The sequence below is a fragment of the Hymenobacter cheonanensis genome, assembly GCF_030581075.1.
In the GTDB taxonomy this organism is placed as follows: domain Bacteria; phylum Bacteroidota; class Bacteroidia; order Cytophagales; family Hymenobacteraceae; genus Hymenobacter.
The window spans coordinates 1-17591 of record NZ_JAUQSW010000006.1; the positions used below are offsets into that span (position 1 = coordinate 1).

The following is a 17591-nucleotide window of genomic DNA, read 5'->3' on the forward strand; positions in this document are numbered from 1 at the left end:
CTCGAACCCGCGACCTCCGCCGTGACAGGGCGGCATTCTAACCAACTGAACTACCAAACCGTTTACCAACTCCGAAAACCGTTGCCGTTTTCCGCTTTGGTGCTGCAAAGGTAATACTAAAAAAATGGCTTTTGCAAGCCAAGCTCAAAAAAAAGCGCCTGGCCGGGAACTAATGGGCTAGCCGGGCTGCCAAAACAAAAAGGCCCTTTCTGCGCGCAGAAAGGGCCTTTTTAGACGGTTGCGGTCTGGACGGGACTCGAACCCGCGACCTCCGCCGTGACAGGGCGGCATTCTAACCAACTGAACTACCAAACCGTTTACCAACTCCGAAATCCGTTGCCGTTTTTCGCTTTGGTGCTGCAAAGGTAGAACCCGAAAAAGGCGCGCTACAAGCAAGGGAACCAAAAAAACGGCTAATTGGCGCGCTGGCACACGTTGTCAGTTGTTTCTCAGGCTGATTAATTTTAGAAAAGTCCGCAGGCGTGCTTTGGTTTACCTTTGCCGTCCGACTTTTGGTGCCGCCAGAAGTAAACGGCAATCGGCCGGACGCTTTTTGGTGGTGCTCACCCATTTTTTCCTGGAAAACGGGAATCTCAACCCAGATTTATGCTGCTCGATTTTGAACAACCCATTGCGGCCCTCGAAGACAAGCTGCGCCAGATGCAACAGCTCGCGCAGGACAGCGACGTTGAAGTAACCGAGGCCGTTGCGGCGCTAGAAGCCAAAATCAATACCCTCAAAGAGGAAACCTACGCCAACCTCACGCGCTGGCAGCGCGTGCAGCTCTCGCGCCACCCCGAGCGGCCCTACACCCTGGATTATATCGAGGGCATGACCGAGAAATTTGTGGAGCTGCACGGCGACCGCACCGTGGGCGACGACAAGGCCATGGTGGGCGGCCTGGCCGAACTAGAAGGCCAGCCGGTGCTCTTCATTGGCCAGCAAAAGGGGCGCAATACCAAGCAGCGGCAGTTTCGCAACTTCGGTATGCCCAACCCCGAAGGCTACCGCAAGGCGCTGCGCCTGATGAAGATGGCTGAAAAATTTAACGTGCCCGTGGTGGCGCTTATCGACACGCCCGGCGCGTTTCCGGGCCTGGAGGCCGAGGAGCGCGGGCAGGGCGAGGCCATTGCCCACAACCTGCGCGAAATGTTTATGCTGAAGGTGCCCGTGGTGTGCATCATCATCGGCGAGGGGGCTAGCGGCGGGGCGCTGGGCATTGCCATCGGCGACCGCGTGCTGATGCTCGAAAATACCTGGTACTCAGTGATTGCGCCCGAGTCGTGCAGCAGCATTCTGTGGCGCTCGTGGGACTATAAAGAGCAGGCCGCCGAGGCCCTCAAGCTCACGGCTACCGACATGCAGGGCGCGGGCCTCATCGACGGCATTATTCGGGAGCCGCTGGGCGGGGCCCACACCGACCCGGCCCAGATGATAGCCACCCTTAAGGAAACGCTGCTCGCCACGCTGCAAGAGCTGGCCGCCCTCTCGCCCGAGGACCGCATTGCCCAGCGCATCGACAAGTTTTCGGCCATGGGCGTGGTGGTGGAATAGAATTAAAAATGAAACTATCAATTAAAAGCTGGTGGCTGGCCTGCCAGGCACGCCGCCGCCGTTTTTAATTTTTCACTTTTAATTTTTACTTGATTTCATGACCGTTCATCCGATAGATACCGGCCTGTTTAAGCTCGACGGCGGTGCCATGTTCGGTGTGGTGCCCAAGGCCATGTGGCAAAAGCTGGTGCCGCCCGACGCCAATAACATGTGCACCTGGGCCATGCGCTGCCTGCTCATTGAGGACGGCAACCGGCTGGTGCTCGTAGACAATGGCATTGGCGAGAAGCAGGGCGAGAAATTCCGGGGGCACTTCTACCTGCACGGCGACGACACGCTCGAAAAATCCTTGCAGAAGCTGGGCTTTACGAGTTCCGATGTTACGGACGTGCTGCTCACGCACCTGCACTTCGACCACTGCGGCGGCTCGGTGGTGCGCCGGCCCGATGGCGCGCTGCAAACGGCCTTCGCCAACGCTACCTATTGGAGCAACGAGGCGCACTGGGCCTGGGCCACTAAGCCCAACGCCCGCGAAAAGGCCAGCTTTCTGGCCGAAAACATCCTGCCCATTCAGGAGAGCGGGCAGCTCCGGTTTATCGACCCTAGCCAGGGCGTGCCCGATGCGCTGCCGCAGTTCAGCGAGATTATTTATGCCGACGGCCACACCGAAAAAATGATGGTGCCGGTGCTGCGCTACAAGGGCCGCACCCTGGCCTACATGGCTGATTTGCTGCCTAGTACGGCCCACATCCCGTTGCCCTACGTGATGAGCTACGACGTGCGCCCGCTGCTTACGCTAGGGGAGAAGGAGGCCGTGCTGCGCCGCGCCGCCGAAGAAAACTGGGTGCTGCTGCTCGAACACGATGCCGCGCACGAGGCCTGCACCGTGCAGCTCACCGAAAAGGGTGTGCGCCTGAGCGAAACGCTGCGTATCAGCGACTTATAGGAAGTGAACGCCCCGTGCTGATGCCGCCCGCCGCCGTTGCTGCTGCTCCCGTTGCCTTGTCGCTCGCCCTGTCGGGCGGGGGGGCGCGGGGCATTGCGCATTTGGGCGTGCTGGCCGCGCTCGACGAGCTGGGGCTGCCGGTGGGGGCGCTGGCGGGGGCTAGCTCGGGGGCCATCGCCAGCACGTTTTACGCGGCGGGCTTTGCCCCGCGCGAAGTGCTGCGGCTGCTGCAAACCACGAGTATTCCGCGCCTCACGCGGCCCGTGTTTGGGCGGCAGGGGCTGTTGGGGCTCGATGCGGTGGGGCAGCTGCTGGAGCGCCACCTGGGCGTGGGCCTGCGCTTCGAAGACCTGCGGCTGCCCCTTACCCTGGTGGCTACCGACCTCGAAGCCGCCGAATCGGTGTATTTCAGCCAGGGGCCGCTGCTGCTGCCGCTGCTGGGCTCGGCGGCGGTGCCCATCGTGTACCGGCCCATCGAGTACCAGGGGCGGCAGCTCGTAGATGGCGGCCTGCTCAACAACCTGCCCGTCGAGCCGCTGCTGCCGCTGGGGATGCCCATCGTGGGCGTGCACTGCAACCCCATCAACCGCGAGGGCCGGCTGCCCAACCTGCGCCGGGTGGTCGAGCGCACCCTGCAAATCGCGCTCAGTGCCAACGTGGCCACCCGCAAAACCCAGTGTGCCTTGCTGCTGGAGCCGCCCGCGCTGCGCCAGTACCGCCCGCTCGACTTCCGCAAGGCCGACGAACTATTTGAGGTGGGCTACCGCTACACGCTAGGGCAGGAAGCGGCGTTGCGGGCCTTGTTGGCAGCGAACTAACCACCGTTGCGGCGGCTGTTTGATTTGTGCACAAAGCTGTTTGATTCCTGTTTTTGGCCGGCTAGGGGCTGGAGGACCTTTGTTGCGCCGCAAGCCACCGCTGGCTTGCGGCGCAAACCCTTCACCTTATCGGGCTTTTCAGCCCCCGAAAGCAACATCATGGCAGACAAAAAAGTATGGTTTATTACCGGCGCCGGCCGGGGGCTGGGCCTCTATATTGTGCGGGCGGCCCTGGCCGCCGGCCACGCGGTGGTGGCCACCGGCCGCAACAAGGAGAAAGTAGCCCGGGCCATTGGCCCCGCCGCCGACCTGCTGGTACTTACCCTCGATATAACGCAGCCCGCCGAGGCCGAAGCCGCCGTGCGCGAAGCGCTGGGCCGGTTTGGCCGCATTGATGTGCTGGTAAATAACGCCGCCAATTTCTACGCCGGCTTCTTCGAGGAGCTGAGCCCGGCGCAGATAGATAAGCAATTGGCCACTAGCCTCATCGGGCCCATGAACGTGACCCGGGCGGTGCTGCCGGTGCTGCGCCGGCAGCGGGCCGGGCAGGTTATCACTATTTCTTCGACGGCGGGCCTGGTGGGGTTTGAGTTTGGGGCGGCCTACGCGGCCTCGAAGTTTGGCCTGGAAGGCTGGATGCGCTCGCTACGGGTCGAAGTGGCCCCGTTTGGCATTGAGGCCATCACGGTCAATCCGGGCTTCTTTCGCACCGAGCTGCTCACTGAGGAGTCTACGAATTTCGCCGCGCACCCGCTTGCCGACTACGATGGGCGCCGCGAAGCCCAGGAGCAATTCTGGAAGGGCTACAATGGCCAGCAGGCCGGCGACCCGGCCAGGCTCGCCCGGGCCCTGCTCACCATCTCCGGCCAGGAAAAGCCGCCCCGCCGCTTTCTGGCCGGGGCCGATGCCATCAGCACCGCCGAGCAGGTGCTAGCCGAGCTTAAGCAGGATATTGACGCGCATCGGGAGCTGTCTGGCTCGCTCGCCTATGATGAGCCGGCTACTGGCCCGGGCAGCCAGGCGCCCGACTAGCGGAGCGCGCATGTGGCCCGCGGCCGCTAGCTTCAACCAACGGTTGCTGCCCGGGGCTAGCGGCCGCCCCCAACATCACTGCCTGCCATGACTAAAACCAGTGCGGCCCCGCCGCCCGCCGATATTGTGCCGCTCGCCTCCCCGGCCGGCGGAGAAATAACCGTGCTAACCATGCAGGAGGCCGCCTGCGGCCTGGGGCAGTACGACCGGCGCGACGTGTTTAAGTGCGTGCTGGTGGTGCGCGGGGCCAACGAGCTGCACTACGCCACCCGCAGCTACGCCATCGACCGGCCCGCGCTGGTGTTCACCAACCGGCTGGTGCCGTTTGCGTGGGAGTCCATTGAGGGCGCGGGCGCGCAGGAGGGGTTTATTTGCGCGTTTACGGAGCCCTTTTTGCAGTCGGCCATGCGCGGCGTCAGCCTCAAGGAATCCGTGCTGTACCGGGTAGATGGCAATCCGGTATACTACCTCAGCGACGAGCAGCTGCGCTATTTGGGCGAGCTGTGTGGCCGCATGCGCCGGGATTTTGCCAGCGACTACGCGCACAAGGACGACCTGCTGCGCAACCAGCTTTCTCTGCTGGTGCACGAGGCGGCCCGCCTGCAGCCGGCCCGCCCGTACCCGGCCGTGGCCACCAACGCGGCCGAGCGCGTTACCAATCTGTTTATGAGCCTGCTGGAGATTCAGTTTCCGGTGACTAGGCCCTACCACGAGCCGCTGCTGAAAAACGCCCAGGACTTTGCCGACCGCTTGGCTATCCACGTCAACAGCCTGAACCGCGCGGTGAAGGAAGTGACCGGCCGGCCCACCACGGCCCAAATTGCCGAGCGCCTCACCAGCGAGGCCAAGCTGCTGCTGCACCACACCGATTGGAGCGTGGGCGACATTGCCGACCGCCTTGGGTTTGAGTACGCTACGTACTTCCACCGCTTTTTCAAGCAGCACACCGGCACCACGCCGCTGGCCTTTCGGCAGGCAACCTAAACCCCCGGTTGTATTCAGCTCGCGCTGCCAGCATAAGCTGCCGGGTTGCTGCTGCCGTTAGAAAGCCACGGCTTCAGGGCGGCTGTAAGCTCCGCGGCGGCGCAAAAATGGTGGCTGGGGCCGCCGTTGCCGGGCGCGGCGGGCTAGGCGCGGGCTCAGCTTTTTGGCTAGCTTTGCGGTTCTTTCCGCCCTTTTTCGTTCTATGGCTGCGCGCAAAACCTCTACGTTCTGGTACTACATCGCTAAGGCAATTTTCGGCGTGGCCGGCTGGAAGCAAACCGGCCAGATTCCGCCCGAAATCAAGAAGTGCATGATGATTGCGGCTCCGCACACCAGCAACTGGGACCTCATCATGGCCCGCGCCGCCTTCTATATCATGGACGTGGACGTGCGCTTCACCGTAAAAAGCGAGTGGACCGAAAACCCGCTGCTAGGGTGGCTCGTGAAGGCCATCGGCGCCCTGCCCGTGAACCGCAGCCGCAACAACAGCCTCGTCGATGGCATGGTGCAGCTTTTCAAGCAGTACAAAGAGCTGGTTATCCTCATTACGCCCGAAGGCACCCGCGCCTACCAGCCCAAGTGGCGCAAAGGCTTCTACTACGCCGCTCTGGAGGCGGGCGTACCCATCGTGCTAGGGTTCCTCGACTACTCGAAGCGCGAGGCGGGCGTGGGCCCGGTTTTCTGGCCCACCGGCGATTACGAGAAGGATTTGGAGGAAATCAAAGCCTTCTACCGCACCAAGAAAGGCCGCTTCCCAGCGCAGGGCGTGCGCTAGGGCCGGCCTGGTACTCCCATAAAACGTCCGTCATGCTGAGCTTGCCGAAGCATCTTGCCTGCATCGTTAGGTTACTAATCCAACGGCGCGGGCAAGATGCTTCGGCAAGCTCAGCATGACGGACTAATTTCTTAGGTAAGAAATTAGTCCTGCGTGAGGGCGTAGGCCACCAAGTTGGCGCCCATGCGCAGGGCCGCATCGTGCACGGCGGGGGTGTCTTCGGGGTAGGTGCCCACGTCTTCCCAGCCGTTGCCGAGGTCGCACTCGTAGGTATAGAAGCACACCAGCCGGCCTTTATACACGAGGCCGAAGCCCTGCGGGCGCTTGCCATCGTGCTCGTGCACCTTGGGCAAGCCTCTGGGGAACTGATACTTCTGGTGGTAGATGGGGTGGGAGAAGGGCAGCTCCACAAATTCCAGCTCGGGGAAGACCTTCTTCATCTCGGGGCGGATAAACTTGTCGAGCCCGTAGTTGTCGTCGATGTGCAGGAAGCCGCCGCCCACCAGGTACTTACGCAGGTTCTGGGCCTCGGCCTGAGTGAAGCTCACGTTGCCGTGGCCGGTCATGTGCAGGAAGGGGTAGCTGGGCAGCTCGGGCGCGTCAAGCTCCACGGTGGCCTCGTCGGGGGCGATGTTGGTGTGCAGCGCCTGGTTGCAGAAGCCGATGAGGTTGGGCAGGCTCGTTTTGTTGGCGTACCAGTCGCCCCCGCCGCCGTAGTGCAGCTTGGCGATTTGGTAGCTGGGCGCGGCGGGCGGCACGGCGGCCGTGGTAGTGAGCAGGAGGCTAGCGGCAATTGATAATATTTTTAGCATGACGATGTGCTGAATCTCATATTTTCCTGCTATTGCTAATTAAGTTTGCAAAAAAGCTTGGGCAGAAACCAAAGCTACCAGCTAAAGCAAAGACACCTTGCCGAAAATGGTGGTTCAGCCATGCCAGACTTCTTGCTAAGCCTACTTGTGTCTAATGAGTAAGAAACTCAAACAGCTGCTGGCTGCCTACGAGGCGGAGCGCGCTAGCCTCACTGCTGAAATGGAAGAGTGCGTAGCCGAGATGGATTACGGAAAAGCACATTTATTTTTCAAAGCTATAGCCGGGGTCAACCAGCAAATGCAAACGCTATACAACCTTCAGCATAGCGGATACGACGAAAAAGAGTATCTGGGACAATCGATTAAATTCCTGGAAGAACAAATAAACAGCGCGGAAGAATACATGCGGCGCTACCTCGCGGAGTGCTTAGCTGAAGAAAAAGAAAACCTAGCCGAGTTGAATCGGGCTTCTACGCTCAAACAACCAGCTAGCCACACTGTGCGCGATGTTTTGAACAAGATGCTGGCCGGAGAAATCACAAGTTTTGTATTAGTATTTCAGGATTCACAGCGCCTTAGCTGCTACATCCGGCTGGTTCGGAAAACACTTATGCTGACAATTCCGGAGGTTCACCGCCATAAGCAGGCGTACACGCTAGAGAAGCGACAAATCAAAGCCCTTACTCGGCTGGGATTTAAACTGTGTGACAATGATGATAAGCTGATGCTATTTGCGCCGTATTCGACTTTAGCAGACGTTCAGGCAATCCAGCGTATGCTAGCTCGCATCACCTTTGAAGTTTTTTACTTTAAAGAACTAGCGGGGGAAACGTTTATTAAATATTACTCATGACCACCGGCAAAGACCTCCTCGACCTCGGCTTCAAATCGGGCAAATGGTTTAAAGACGCCCTGGCGCACATCAACGCCCACGGGCTGGAAGGCGCGGCCCGGCTAGCCTACCTCGACACCGTGAAGCCGCCGGCCGAGCTGCTGCTGCGGCCCGCGCCGCTGCCGTACTTCGAGAATATCCGGGCCGAAACGGCCGTGGAGCAGCAAAACATCGACGCCGTGCGGCTCTCGATGCAGCAGCTCATGCGCACGCCCACCGTGGTGACGGGCGCCGTGATGCCCGATGCCTGCCCGGCCGGGCCGGTGGGCACCATCCCGGTGGGCGGCGTGGTGGTGGCGCGCCAGGCCATTCACCCCGGCATGCACTCGGCCGACATCTGCTGCTCAGTGATGCTGACCAACCTGGGCCGCCTCGACCCCAAAACGGTGCTCGACGTGGCCCAGCAGGTGACGCACTTCGGGCCGGGCGGGCGGCTGCCCGAGCGCCAGTACGCGCTGCCCGCCGCGCTGCGGGCCGAGTTTGCCGCCAACCCGTTTCTGAATTCCGAGAAAACCCTGAGCCTGGCGCAGGAGCACTTGGGCACGCAGGGCGACGGCAACCACTTTTTGTACGTGGGCACCTCGGCCGCCACCGGCGACACGGTGCTCGTGACGCACCACGGCTCGCGGGGCGTGGGCGCGCGCCTCTACACCGAGGGCATGAAGGTGGCCGAACGCTTCCGCCAGCAGCTTTCGCCTGAAACTGCCCCGGCCAATGCCTGGCTGCCCGCCGACTCGCCCGAGGGCGAAGCCTACTGGGCGGCGCTCCAACTCGTGCGCCAGTGGACCAAGCTCAATCACCTCTGCCTGCACGACGACGTGGCCCAGCGCCTGCAAGCGCCGGTGCAGCAGCGCTGCTGGAACGAGCACAACTTCGTGTTTCGGGCCGGCGATTTGTATTACCACGCCAAGGGCGCCACGCCGCTCGACCCGCAGTTTATACCCGACATCACTGGCCCGCGCATTATTCCACTGAATATGGCCGAGCCGATTCTCATCGTGGAGGGCGAAACTACCGCCAACAATCTGGGCTTTGCCCCGCACGGCGCGGGCCGCAACCTCAGCCGCACCCGCCACAAGTACAGCAAGGTGGGCAAAACCCAGCAGCAGTGGTTCGACGAGGAAACGCGGGGCATCGACGCCCGCTTTTTCTTCGACGAAATCGACATTTCGGAGCTGCCCAGCGCCTACAAAAACGCCGCCCAGGTGCAGCAGCAGATTGCCGAGTTCCGGCTAGCCCGCACCGTGGACGAGATTCGGCCCTACGGCTGCATCATGGCCGGCGATTGGGAGAAAAATGCTCCCTGGCGCGTGAAGAAGCGGCAGGAGAAGAAGGAGTAGCCCGCCTGTCATGCTGAGCTTGCCGAAGCATCTTGCCTGGTTCGTTGGGATTTGTAACCCTAGCGGCGCGGGCAAGATGCTTCGGCAAGCTCAGCATGACGGTTTTAAGTCAAGGTGATGTTGAGCTGTGCGTTACTATTGCACAACTACTTATAAAAAGGCAATGGGATTCTGGAGCTTTATCTTTGGCGAAAAGACCGATGACGCATTGGAAAACTATGTCGAACGTCCCTATTACTTTAAGTCTAGCCCTAGCGTGGTGATTGGATTATCTGCCCAGGGAACAAGTGGTGACTTAACGCAGCAGCAGGATAAGTTTATAAAGCAGCTGGAAAGAGATTACTTGCTGCTTGTGAAGACAATAATTCCAGGGATTGAAATAGAAGTTCGGAATAGAGAGCCAGGGTTCAAAATACTTAATTTTGAGCAAGAGTTCTGGCCTGCTTATCTAGTAATCCCGGACTGTAAACAACAGCCAATAAAATGGGGAATATCCTTTTTCGGTATTAGTGACGCTAGTGATTTTGTGTCGGTAAATTTTATTGACTATCAACCAACAAAATTTATTGTATCGGCTAAAGCTCCCGCACTACCTGTGCCGTAAACACGGCGGCCAGCGCGGCCGTTTCGGTGCGCAGGCGCGAGTTGCCGAGCGTGACGGGCCGCACGCCCCGGCCCAGCGCCAACTCGATTTCGGTGGGGGAGAAGTCGCCCTCGGGGCCGATGAGCACGCAGCAGCGCGGCGCGGCCCCGATAACCTGGGCCAGCGCCGTGCGCTCGCCGGCTTCGAGGTGGGCGATGAAGGTGGTGCTAGGGTCGATTTCGGCCAGGAATTTGTCGAAGTCGGTTAACTCGTCGAGCTGCGGCAGGTAGGCCTGGCCGCTTTGCTTGAGGGCGCTGACGGCGATTTTCTCCAGGCGCTCCAGCTTGAGGTCGCGGCGCTCGGAGCGGGCGCAGCGCAGGAAGCTGAGGCGCTCGATGCCGACTTCCACGGCCTTTTCGATGAGCCACTCCATGCGGTCGAGGTTTTTGGTGGGAGCCACGGCCACGTGAGTGTAGGTGGCGCGCGGCGCAATGAACTCCTGGCCGGTGAGGCGCAGGGTGCAGCGCTTGGGGTTAGCGTCCTCCACGACGGTGCTGGCCAGGGTGCCGCGGCCATCGACGAGCAGCACGGGGGCGCCGGGGCCGAGGCGCAGCACGCGCACGGCGTGCTTGCTTTCCTCCTCGGAGAGTGTGTAGGTGGGCTGGTCGGGACGCAGGTCGGGGGCGAAGCAGGTAAGCATAGAGAAGCAAAACGGGCCGCGAAGGTAGGACGGGCACCGGGGCAGGAAAAGTTAAGCTGTACCGGAACTATCGGTGGGCGTGCGTAGGTTGGGGCTGTAATCTGGTAGAATTCCAAGACCCTACTGGATATTCTTTCTACACCCTCTATGAACACAGCTTCTTTCCGCCTCTTGTCGCTAGCCCTGCTGCTGGCCGCAACGACCCAAGCGCAGACCCCCGCCCCCCAAACGCCCACCGAGCAAACCCGCGAGATGAGCACCCGCCTACAACTCAACGAAGGCCAGTTTGTGCGGCTCCTGACCCTGAACCGCACCCGCCAAACCCGCCAGCGCGAGATTGAGCAGGCTACCAAGAGCGATTTGTCGGCCCGCAGCAGCCAGCTGGCCGAGCTGCAAGCGCAGTACGAGCAGGAGTGCGGCCGCATCTTATCGCCCTCGCAGCTGGCGCAGCTGCAGCAGGAGGAAAGCCAGCCGGCCCTCTCGGGCGGCAACGGCTAGCCCAGCCCTCGGAACCAGAATGACTATAAAAGCCCGACGAGCCCCCGCTCGCCGGGCTTTTTGCGCTAGGGCAGCGGGTCGGCCTGCACCTCCGTCACGGTACCCAGGGGGCCAAAGTGCAAGCTCAGGCGGGGGCCGGCGCTGCGGGGGCGGCGGGGGCCGCACTGCGGGCCGGGCCGCAGGTAGTAGTGGTAGGCCTTCTCGGTATTGGCCATCAGCTCCTCCTCATCGGGGGGGCCGAGCAGGGCGGTTACATCGTCGGCGCGGGCCTCGTAGAGGCGCGGGCGGGCGGCCAGCAGCGGGGGCAGCAGGGCCGCCCGGCGCCCGGCGCAGGCGTAGCGGTCGGCCCGCCAGGTGGGGGCGGCAAAGCCCGGAATATCGGGCAGGGCGTGGCCGCAGCCGGCCAGCAACAGGGGCGCGGCCAGCATCAGCCGGGCCGGCCCACGAAGAAGAGAAGGTATTGGCATAAGGAAAAAGGCCGGACCCAACGGCGCAAAGCCCGGCCGGCCCGGCGAAGCTAGGGCCAAGCGCGGACTCGCCCCCGGGCCCGGCGCTGGGCCCGGGGCATAACCTAGCTTGCGCGGGGCCGTTACAAGCCCCGTTCGGCCGCACCCGCCCGGTGGGGCCGGCAGCTCACTCACTCTTCTTTTACTCTGACCATGCGCCTGAATTTTCGCGTCATCATTGGCCTTGTTATCGCAGCCGTTACGCTGCTGGGCTACTTTTTCAACACCTCCAAAAACCCCGTCACCGGCGAAAGCCAGCACGTGAACATGTCGGCCAGCCAGGAAATAGCCCTGGGCGTGCAGGCAGCCCCCGAAATGGCGCAGCAGTACGGCGGCGAAAGCCGGGACGCCCGCGCCACGGCCGCCGTGCAGCAGGTGGGCCAGCGCATTGTGCAGGCCAATAACCTGGCCCAGAAAACGCAGTACCAGTACCGCTTTCACCTGCTGGCCGACGACCAGACCATCAACGCGTTTGCCCTGCCCGGCGGGCAGGTATTCATCACCCAGGGCTTGCTCAAGAACCTCACCAGCGAAGCCCAGCTAGCCGGCGTGCTGGCCCACGAGGTGGGCCACGTGGTGGGCCGGCACTCGGCCGAGCAGGTGGCCCAGAGCCAGCTTACGCAGGGCCTGACCGGCGCTGCCGCCATTGCCTCCTACGACCCCAACAGCCCCGGCAGCAGCGTGGCGCGGGCCGCCGCCGCCGCCATGATTGCCAAGCTCGTGAGCCTGCGCTTCAGCCGCAACGATGAGCTGGAGGCCGATAAGTTTGCCGTGCAGCTGACGCCCCCGGCCGGCTACGACCCCCGGGCCATGATAAACGTGATGGAAATGCTCGATAAGAAGGGCGGCAGCGGCAGCCAGCCCGAGTTTTTGAGCACGCACCCCAACCCCGGCAACCGCATTGGGGAGCTGCAAAAGGATATTCAGCAGCAGTATCCGCAGGGTGTGCCCGGCGGCCTGCACCCCTAGCCGCCCCACCCGCCAGAAGCTGGGCGCGCACCGGATATATTTGTGCTTATGCTTCCAGAAGTTACATCCGCAAGCCCTTCCCGGTGGGGGCAGCTAGCCCCGCGCTGGCAGTTTTTACTCATCGCAGCCGGCCTCTACCTGGGCTGGCTGCTTTTGTATGAAGGGATGCTGGGCCCCGATGGCCGGCTCGACCACTGGCTCTCGGTCAATATTGCGGCGGCCAGCGCCGGGCTGCTGCGCGGGCTGGGCTTCGCCGCCTCGGTGGGGGGCGATACGTCGGTGCTGTTTATGGGCAACCGGCCCGCCGTGGTAGTGGGCTCGCCCTGCAACGGGCTGGTGCTTTATGCGCTGTTTGCGGGCTTTATCGTCGCCTTTCCCGCGCCGCTGCGGCCCAAGCTGTGGTTTATTCCGCTGGGAATGGGGCTGCTGTATCTGCTTAATATTGTGCGCGTAGCGGCCCTGGCCCTCAACCAGCACTACGCCCACCAGTCGGTCGATTTCAACCACCACTATACCTTTAGCTTCGTGGTGTACGGCTGCATTTGCCTGCTCTGGATGTGGTGGGTGCGGCGCCACGGCCTGCCCGCTGCCGCCGACGCATGAGCCCCAACCTTCCCAGTGCCGGGCGCCCCCTCACGCCGGGCCGCTGGCTGCTGGCCGGGCTGCTGGCCGCTGCGCTCTTTCTGGTGGGCATGGAGTCGGAAGCGGTATTTGCGGCCCTCACGCGGGGCTGGCAGGCCGTGTTTGAGCAGCTAGGGCAGGGCGGCGCGCTGGCGCGCCTGCAGCAGGGCACCAGCCACCTCGTAACCACGCGCAGCCTGCCCGCCATGGCCACCTACGGGCTGCTGTACGTGGCGGGCTGCCTGCTGCTGCTGCACGTGCTGCTGCGCGATGGCCGGCGCACGCGCTGGGCGGCGCAGGTATACCTGGGGCTGCTGGGCTTGTGCGTGCTGCTGCTGCTAGGGGGCCGGCTGGGCGGCAACATTGCCTGGGCCTACAAGCTAGGCCGCCGCATTATCGATTTCGTGATTTCGCCCCTGCCGGTGATGATTTTGCTGCCGGTGCTCTGGCCGGGCAGCCGGCGGGTGCTGAAATAATAGGGCTGCTTCGCCGGCAGCGTACAGGGGGCCGTAGTGGCCCATCCTTGTATTCCGCGGTCAACCAACGTTTCCCCAACGAGGTGCAAAATGCGCCCGCCCGCTTCGTGGCCTGCCCAGCTACGCACGTATTCCTAGGGCGCCGCTCAGCTTGAAGCTGTAAGCAAAAAAAGCCCCCGCCGGAATTTCCGACGGGGGCTTTTTTAGAAGCAAACCGAAGGGCCAGGCCCCGCTATTGCACCACCAGGCGCTTGGCTACGATGCCCGCCTCGGTAGTGGCCCGCACCGTGTAGATACCGGCCGCAATGCCCGCTAGAGGCAGCTCAACCGTGAGGCCGCTGCCAGCGGCTACGGTCTTGGTCAGCACGACCTGGCCTAGCGCGTTGAGCAGCTGCACCGTGCTGGCGCTGTTGCCGCGCAGGGCCTGCGGCAGCACCAGCGTGGCCGTGCCGTGGGCGGGGCTGGGGTACACCGCCGCCAGGGCAGCCAGCGCCGCCGGGGCCGTAGCCAGCGGCGAGGCTGCCGTGAAGAGCAGCGCGAAGCGGCCGGTAGGTGCCTCGCCGGGAGCCAGCGTCAGGCTCACGCTGGGCGTGGTGGTGAGGTCGGTGTAAGTGCCGGTGCTGGCATCGCGCAGGTAAGCGCGGTAGCCGGCGGGCAGGTTGAGAAGCTCATCCACGGTCAGGGTGTAGGTGCCAGCGGTGGGGGCGTGCACGCGCAGCGCTACCGTGGTAGCGCCCGTCAGTTCAGGGAGGCCATTGATGGCCAGGGCTTCGGTGCTGATGTCGCTGGCCAGGTCGAGGCCGTGCGTGGCCGGCAGGTAATGGGCATCGTACTTAGCATCGAAGGCCGGGGTGGCCTGCTGGTCAAAGTACACCCGCGTCTGGTTGGCCACGCCGTTGCCACTGAGCGTGAGGGCCAGCGTGCTGAGCGTGTTGGCCGTGCGCTGGAAGAGCGCCGTTTCGGGCGCCGTGGTGCGGGCTGCCGTGCTAAACGTGACGCTGCCAGTCTGGCCCGCCGCGGTGCGCATGAAGAAGCCCTGGGCCACCGGAATGTTGCTGGTGCCGCCGTTGGCGCTCACGCCCGGCCCGCCATTGGTAGGCCCGGCGGGCACGTAGGTAGTGTAGGTGCCCGTGTATTGCCCGCTGCTCTTATACACGTACAAGGCACTTTCCATGCCCGTCGTGTTGGTAATCAGGGCGTCGTAATTGAGGGCGCTGGGGTAGGGGTTGCCGAGCAGCTGATAGCCGGCAGTCGTCTGGGCGCCGCGCGCCAGCCCGGTCCGGGCATAGCTCGCATTCTGGTTGAGCGTACCCTGAAAATCGACCAGCGCGCCGCTGCTGATGTTCACCGTGTAGCCCCGGGCGGTTACCAAGGCGTCGCTCAGGGCGCTGGGCGAGAGGAAACCGTTGTCGAAATCGCCCACCGCGTAGGCCGCGTTGCTGGTGGCCAGGCGCGACTGGTCGTAGTAGAATACCGTGGGGTAAGGGCTCGTCTGGCGCGGGTTGCTGGCCGAGTTATAGGCTGGGTTCACCACCGGCGAGTAGCCACTCGTGGCAAAGTCGGCCACCGTGTTGCCGCTCACCGGCGAGCTGTAGTGGCGGTAGCCCAGGCCCGGGTTGGTGGGCGTGATGTAGCGCTGCACCGTGGCCGTGCCCGTTACCGTGCCGCCACCATTATTCACCACGTAGGCCGTGCCGCTGGCATCGCTCAGCAGCGTAAAGCTCAGGCCCGAGCCAATGGCCAGGGTGCCGCCGTTCACGGCCACGCTGCGCCGGATAGACTCAGCCGTACTGGTGGCGGCCCCGTTGGCCCCGATTTGCAGGTTCCAGAAGCTGGTGGCGGTAGTACCCCCGATATCCTGCTGGGCGCTGCCAGCCAGGGCCAGGGTGCCGGTGCCGCTACCCGTTACCGAGCCGCCATTGTTGATGAAGTTGCCCGCCAGGCTCAGCAAGCTGCCGTTGGCGCTGGTGAGCACCGCGCTGTTGTCCAGCGTGAGGCTGCGCGCCACCGAGGTAGTGGCCGTGATAATGGGTTGGTTGGCTACGATGAGGCCGGGGCCCACCAGCGTGCCCGTGCCGGCAATGAATACGTCGTCAGCAGTAGTCGGCACCTGGTTGGGAAACCAGTTGCCCGGCGTTTGCCAGTCGGAGCTGACGGCGCCGGTCCACACCAGCGTCAGCGCGTTCATGGCGGCAATATTGGAGATGAAGATGGGGACTTGGCCGAAGATATTGCGCCCCACGGCCTTCCCGGTTTGCAGGTCCAGCGCCCACAGGTTGGAGCTGAACTGGTTGCCGGTGCCCCCGTTGTTAATATCCTTGTTGTCCTTGTCCGAGTAGCGCGCTTCCACCAGGTAGCTCAGGTTGCTGCTGCTGCTGCGGTCGTAGTAGACGTCTACATCCAGGCCTATAGTGGGCGAGGTCAGCGGGAAGAAGTTAGGGTTGGTATTGGTCTGGAACGTAACGGGCGCCACCGGATTGAGAATCCCGTCGTTGGGCGTATTCTGGCCCTGAATCGAGAGCAGGGCGTTGGTATTGGTTACGTCGATATCGTAGAGCGTGGTGCCCGCTACGGCCGTGGCCGAGTTGGTGTAGGCCGCCGTGCCGATGTAGGGCGCATGGCCCACGGTATTGCCAGCGACGTAGCTCAGGTTGGTATCGGTAGCTACCAGGCCGCCGGTGTTAGGGTTGAGGCGGTAATTGACGCCGTTGGGAGCCACCACCCGAATGCGGTCGGCCCGGGGGTTGAAGTCGAAGCCCACGTTGGTAATCAGCCCGCGGGTATTGGCCGTATTATCGGTTAGGCTGCTGTTGGGGTCCTGCAGGTTCAGGGTAATGGGCGTAGCATTGATGGGCGTAGCCGTGACGCTCGTCGTCGAGCTGGTAGGCATGCTCAACAGGTAGAGCTGGGTGGCCCCGGTGCCGGCATTGTAGCCCAGCCCGTAGAGCTGCCCGGTGCTGGGCCGGGCGTCAATCCCCACCAGCTGCTGGCCGGCCGTGACGCCGGTAATAACCTGGGCCGTGCCGTAGAGCGGCGTAGTATTGGAAAGATTGGCCGGATAGAGCGGCACCAGGACTTGCTGGCCCGCCGCAAAACCTCCAAAAGCTTGGGTGGCTGTGCCAAGGCCGTAGATAAGGCTAGGGGCGGTTTGGGCCAGCGCCGCGGTTGGGCCGGCCAGGAGCCCTAGCGCCAGGCTCAGGCGCGCCAGGCGGCGGCCAGTTCTAGTCGCAGAGAAAAAGTTTTTCATAAGAAATTGACTGGGGGGAAGATAAGCAAACGGGGGCGCCCTCTACCCGGGCGCGGACGCCAAGTTACGTATTTCTTGCCTGTTGGGATGAGCAGAAACATCAGGCAACTGATTTTTATCAGTTTGATTTTGCTATTCTTGCCTGTATACTCGCCAGGAGCCTAAAACTGGGGCGGCAGCAGGTGCTTGAAGTGCCCGTTCAGGCGCACGCGCTCCTTGAGGCGCTCGGCTTCGAGCACGGCGGGCAGCAGGCGCTCCAGGTGCTCGCGCACGATTTCCTGGCGCTCTACCTCGGCCGTGGTGCCTAGCAGCTGGTACTCCTGCTCGGTGCTGAGGCCGATGTGGTGGGCCACGTCGAAGATGCGAAAAGCGGGGTCTAGCTGCAGCAGCAGCTTGCGCAGGCCCAGCGCCTCGTAGAGCTGGCGCACCTGCCCGGCAATGGCGGCGCGCAGGTCCAGGTCGGCCTCCTCATCCTGCACCACGTCTTCGACCTGGCCGGCGGCGTAGAGCTTGCCGGGCGCCTGCCGAAAAAACTTCTCGACCCGAAAAATACCGATGGCCTCGGTGCGAATGTCCATCTCGCCACCGGCGTGGGTTTTTTCTACGCTCAGCAGGCGCATCTCGGTGCCCAGCTCCTGCACGGCATTGTCGAGGTAGGGCGGAATGCCAAACGTGTGGCCCTCGGTGAGGCAGTCGCGCACCAGCTCGCGGTAGCGCGGCTCAAAGATGTGCAGGTTGAGTTTCTCGCCCGGGAAGGCCACCAGGTTCAGCGGAAAAAGCGGAAGTAGACGCATAGTGAGCCAAGAATACACTCGGCGGGTAAATGTTTCGGGGCCGC

Annotated in this window: 19 protein-coding genes and 1 tRNA gene; 13 read left to right on the plus strand and 7 right to left on the minus strand. The window is 62.8% G+C overall.

Features of this window, described 5'->3' with window-relative positions:
- Window positions 1–241: 241 nt before the first annotated feature.
- Together Q5H89_RS12540 and Q5H89_RS12545 are read right to left on the minus strand one after the other, a co-directional pair.
- Window positions 242–315, minus strand: a tRNA-Asp gene (locus tag Q5H89_RS12540).
- Window positions 293–571, minus strand: coding sequence for a hypothetical protein (locus tag Q5H89_RS12545; protein WP_305019667.1), 279 nt, complete (start codon window positions 569–571; stop codon window positions 293–295). Before Q5H89_RS12545 ends, Q5H89_RS12540 begins: the two co-directional genes overlap by 23 nt.
- Window positions 572–606: 35 nt before the next feature.
- On the opposite strand from Q5H89_RS12545, the gene Q5H89_RS12550 reads away from it, so the two are divergent.
- The 6 genes from Q5H89_RS12550 (at window position 607) to Q5H89_RS12575 (ending at window position 6109) form a co-directional block, all read left to right on the plus strand.
- Complete coding sequence (locus Q5H89_RS12550; RefSeq protein WP_305019668.1) at window positions 607–1554, plus strand: acetyl-CoA carboxylase carboxyltransferase subunit alpha; 948 nt, start codon at window positions 607–609, stop codon at window positions 1552–1554.
- A 97-nt stretch (window positions 1555–1651) separates the two neighbouring features.
- A complete protein-coding gene (locus Q5H89_RS12555; RefSeq protein ID WP_305019669.1) occupies window positions 1652–2500 on the plus strand; it encodes an MBL fold metallo-hydrolase in 849 nt (282 codons plus the stop codon).
- A gap of 56 nt (window positions 2501–2556) precedes the next feature.
- Window positions 2557–3318 (plus strand): patatin-like phospholipase family protein, encoded by a 762-nt coding sequence (locus Q5H89_RS12560; protein ID WP_305019670.1) that lies wholly within the window; start codon window positions 2557–2559, stop codon window positions 3316–3318.
- Between the two features lie 159 nt (window positions 3319–3477).
- A complete protein-coding gene (locus Q5H89_RS12565) occupies window positions 3478–4350 on the plus strand; it encodes an SDR family oxidoreductase (RefSeq protein WP_305019671.1) in 873 nt (290 codons plus the stop codon).
- Window positions 4351–4437: 87 nt separating this feature from the next.
- Complete coding sequence (locus tag Q5H89_RS12570) at window positions 4438–5334, plus strand: helix-turn-helix domain-containing protein (protein WP_305019672.1); 897 nt, start codon at window positions 4438–4440, stop codon at window positions 5332–5334.
- Between the two features lie 202 nt (window positions 5335–5536).
- Entirely contained in the window at window positions 5537–6109 is a 573-nt protein-coding gene (locus Q5H89_RS12575) for a 1-acyl-sn-glycerol-3-phosphate acyltransferase (RefSeq protein WP_305019673.1), read from the plus strand.
- A gap of 143 nt (window positions 6110–6252) precedes the next feature.
- Here Q5H89_RS12575 and Q5H89_RS12580 read toward each other — a convergent pair whose 3' ends face one another.
- Entirely contained in the window at window positions 6253–6921 is a 669-nt protein-coding gene (locus Q5H89_RS12580; RefSeq protein WP_305019674.1) for a DUF4159 domain-containing protein, read from the minus strand.
- A gap of 154 nt (window positions 6922–7075) precedes the next feature.
- Between Q5H89_RS12580 and Q5H89_RS12585 the strand changes: the two genes are divergently transcribed.
- From Q5H89_RS12585 to Q5H89_RS12595, 3 genes are all read left to right on the plus strand, one after another.
- Window positions 7076–7774 (plus strand): hypothetical protein, encoded by a 699-nt coding sequence (locus tag Q5H89_RS12585; protein WP_305019675.1) that lies wholly within the window; start codon window positions 7076–7078, stop codon window positions 7772–7774.
- On the plus strand, window positions 7771–9153 hold the full coding sequence (locus tag Q5H89_RS12590; RefSeq protein WP_305019676.1) for an RtcB family protein: 1383 nt from the start codon (window positions 7771–7773) through the stop codon (window positions 9151–9153). Before Q5H89_RS12585 ends, Q5H89_RS12590 begins: the two co-directional genes overlap by 4 nt.
- A gap of 163 nt (window positions 9154–9316) precedes the next feature.
- On the plus strand, window positions 9317–9757 hold the full coding sequence (locus tag Q5H89_RS12595; RefSeq protein ID WP_305019677.1) for a hypothetical protein: 441 nt from the start codon (window positions 9317–9319) through the stop codon (window positions 9755–9757).
- Here Q5H89_RS12595 and Q5H89_RS12600 read toward each other — a convergent pair.
- On the minus strand, window positions 9729–10436 hold the full coding sequence (locus Q5H89_RS12600) for an RsmE family RNA methyltransferase (RefSeq protein ID WP_305019678.1): 708 nt from the start codon (window positions 10434–10436) through the stop codon (window positions 9729–9731). The genes Q5H89_RS12595 and Q5H89_RS12600 overlap by 29 nt on opposite strands.
- A gap of 147 nt (window positions 10437–10583) precedes the next feature.
- On the opposite strand from Q5H89_RS12600, the gene Q5H89_RS12605 reads away from it, so the two are divergent.
- Entirely contained in the window at window positions 10584–10934 is a 351-nt protein-coding gene (locus Q5H89_RS12605; protein ID WP_305019679.1) for a hypothetical protein, read from the plus strand.
- Between the two features lie 65 nt (window positions 10935–10999).
- Here Q5H89_RS12605 and Q5H89_RS12610 read toward each other — a convergent pair whose 3' ends face one another.
- On the minus strand, window positions 11000–11401 hold the full coding sequence (locus tag Q5H89_RS12610) for a hypothetical protein (protein WP_305019680.1): 402 nt from the start codon (window positions 11399–11401) through the stop codon (window positions 11000–11002).
- A 192-nt stretch (window positions 11402–11593) separates the two neighbouring features.
- Here Q5H89_RS12610 and Q5H89_RS12615 point away from each other — a divergent pair, with 192 nt between their 5' ends.
- The 3 genes from Q5H89_RS12615 to Q5H89_RS12625 are packed head-to-tail and all read left to right on the plus strand — an operon-like array spanning window position 11594 to window position 13506.
- Window positions 11594–12409: a M48 family metallopeptidase gene (locus Q5H89_RS12615; RefSeq protein ID WP_305019681.1), complete on the plus strand. Its 816-nt coding sequence runs from the start codon at window positions 11594–11596 to the stop codon at window positions 12407–12409.
- A gap of 48 nt (window positions 12410–12457) precedes the next feature.
- Window positions 12458–13012 (plus strand): exosortase X, encoded by a 555-nt coding sequence (gene xrtX, locus Q5H89_RS12620; RefSeq protein WP_305019682.1) that lies wholly within the window; start codon window positions 12458–12460, stop codon window positions 13010–13012.
- On the plus strand, window positions 13009–13506 hold the full coding sequence (locus tag Q5H89_RS12625) for an XrtX-associated membrane protein (RefSeq protein WP_305019683.1): 498 nt from the start codon (window positions 13009–13011) through the stop codon (window positions 13504–13506). Before xrtX ends, Q5H89_RS12625 begins: the two co-directional genes overlap by 4 nt.
- A 232-nt stretch (window positions 13507–13738) precedes the next feature.
- Here the strand turns inward: Q5H89_RS12625 and Q5H89_RS12630 are convergent, their stop codons facing one another.
- Window positions 13739–16753, minus strand: a complete 3015-nt coding sequence (locus Q5H89_RS12630; RefSeq protein WP_305019684.1) for a DUF4394 domain-containing protein — start codon at window positions 16751–16753, stop codon at window positions 13739–13741.
- Between the two features lie 161 nt (window positions 16754–16914).
- The gene (locus tag Q5H89_RS12635) at window positions 16915–17547 is read right to left on the minus strand and encodes an LON peptidase substrate-binding domain-containing protein (RefSeq protein WP_305019685.1); all 633 of its coding nucleotides are present in this window, start codon (window positions 17545–17547) and stop codon (window positions 16915–16917) included.
- Window positions 17548–17591: the final 44 nt, after the last annotated feature.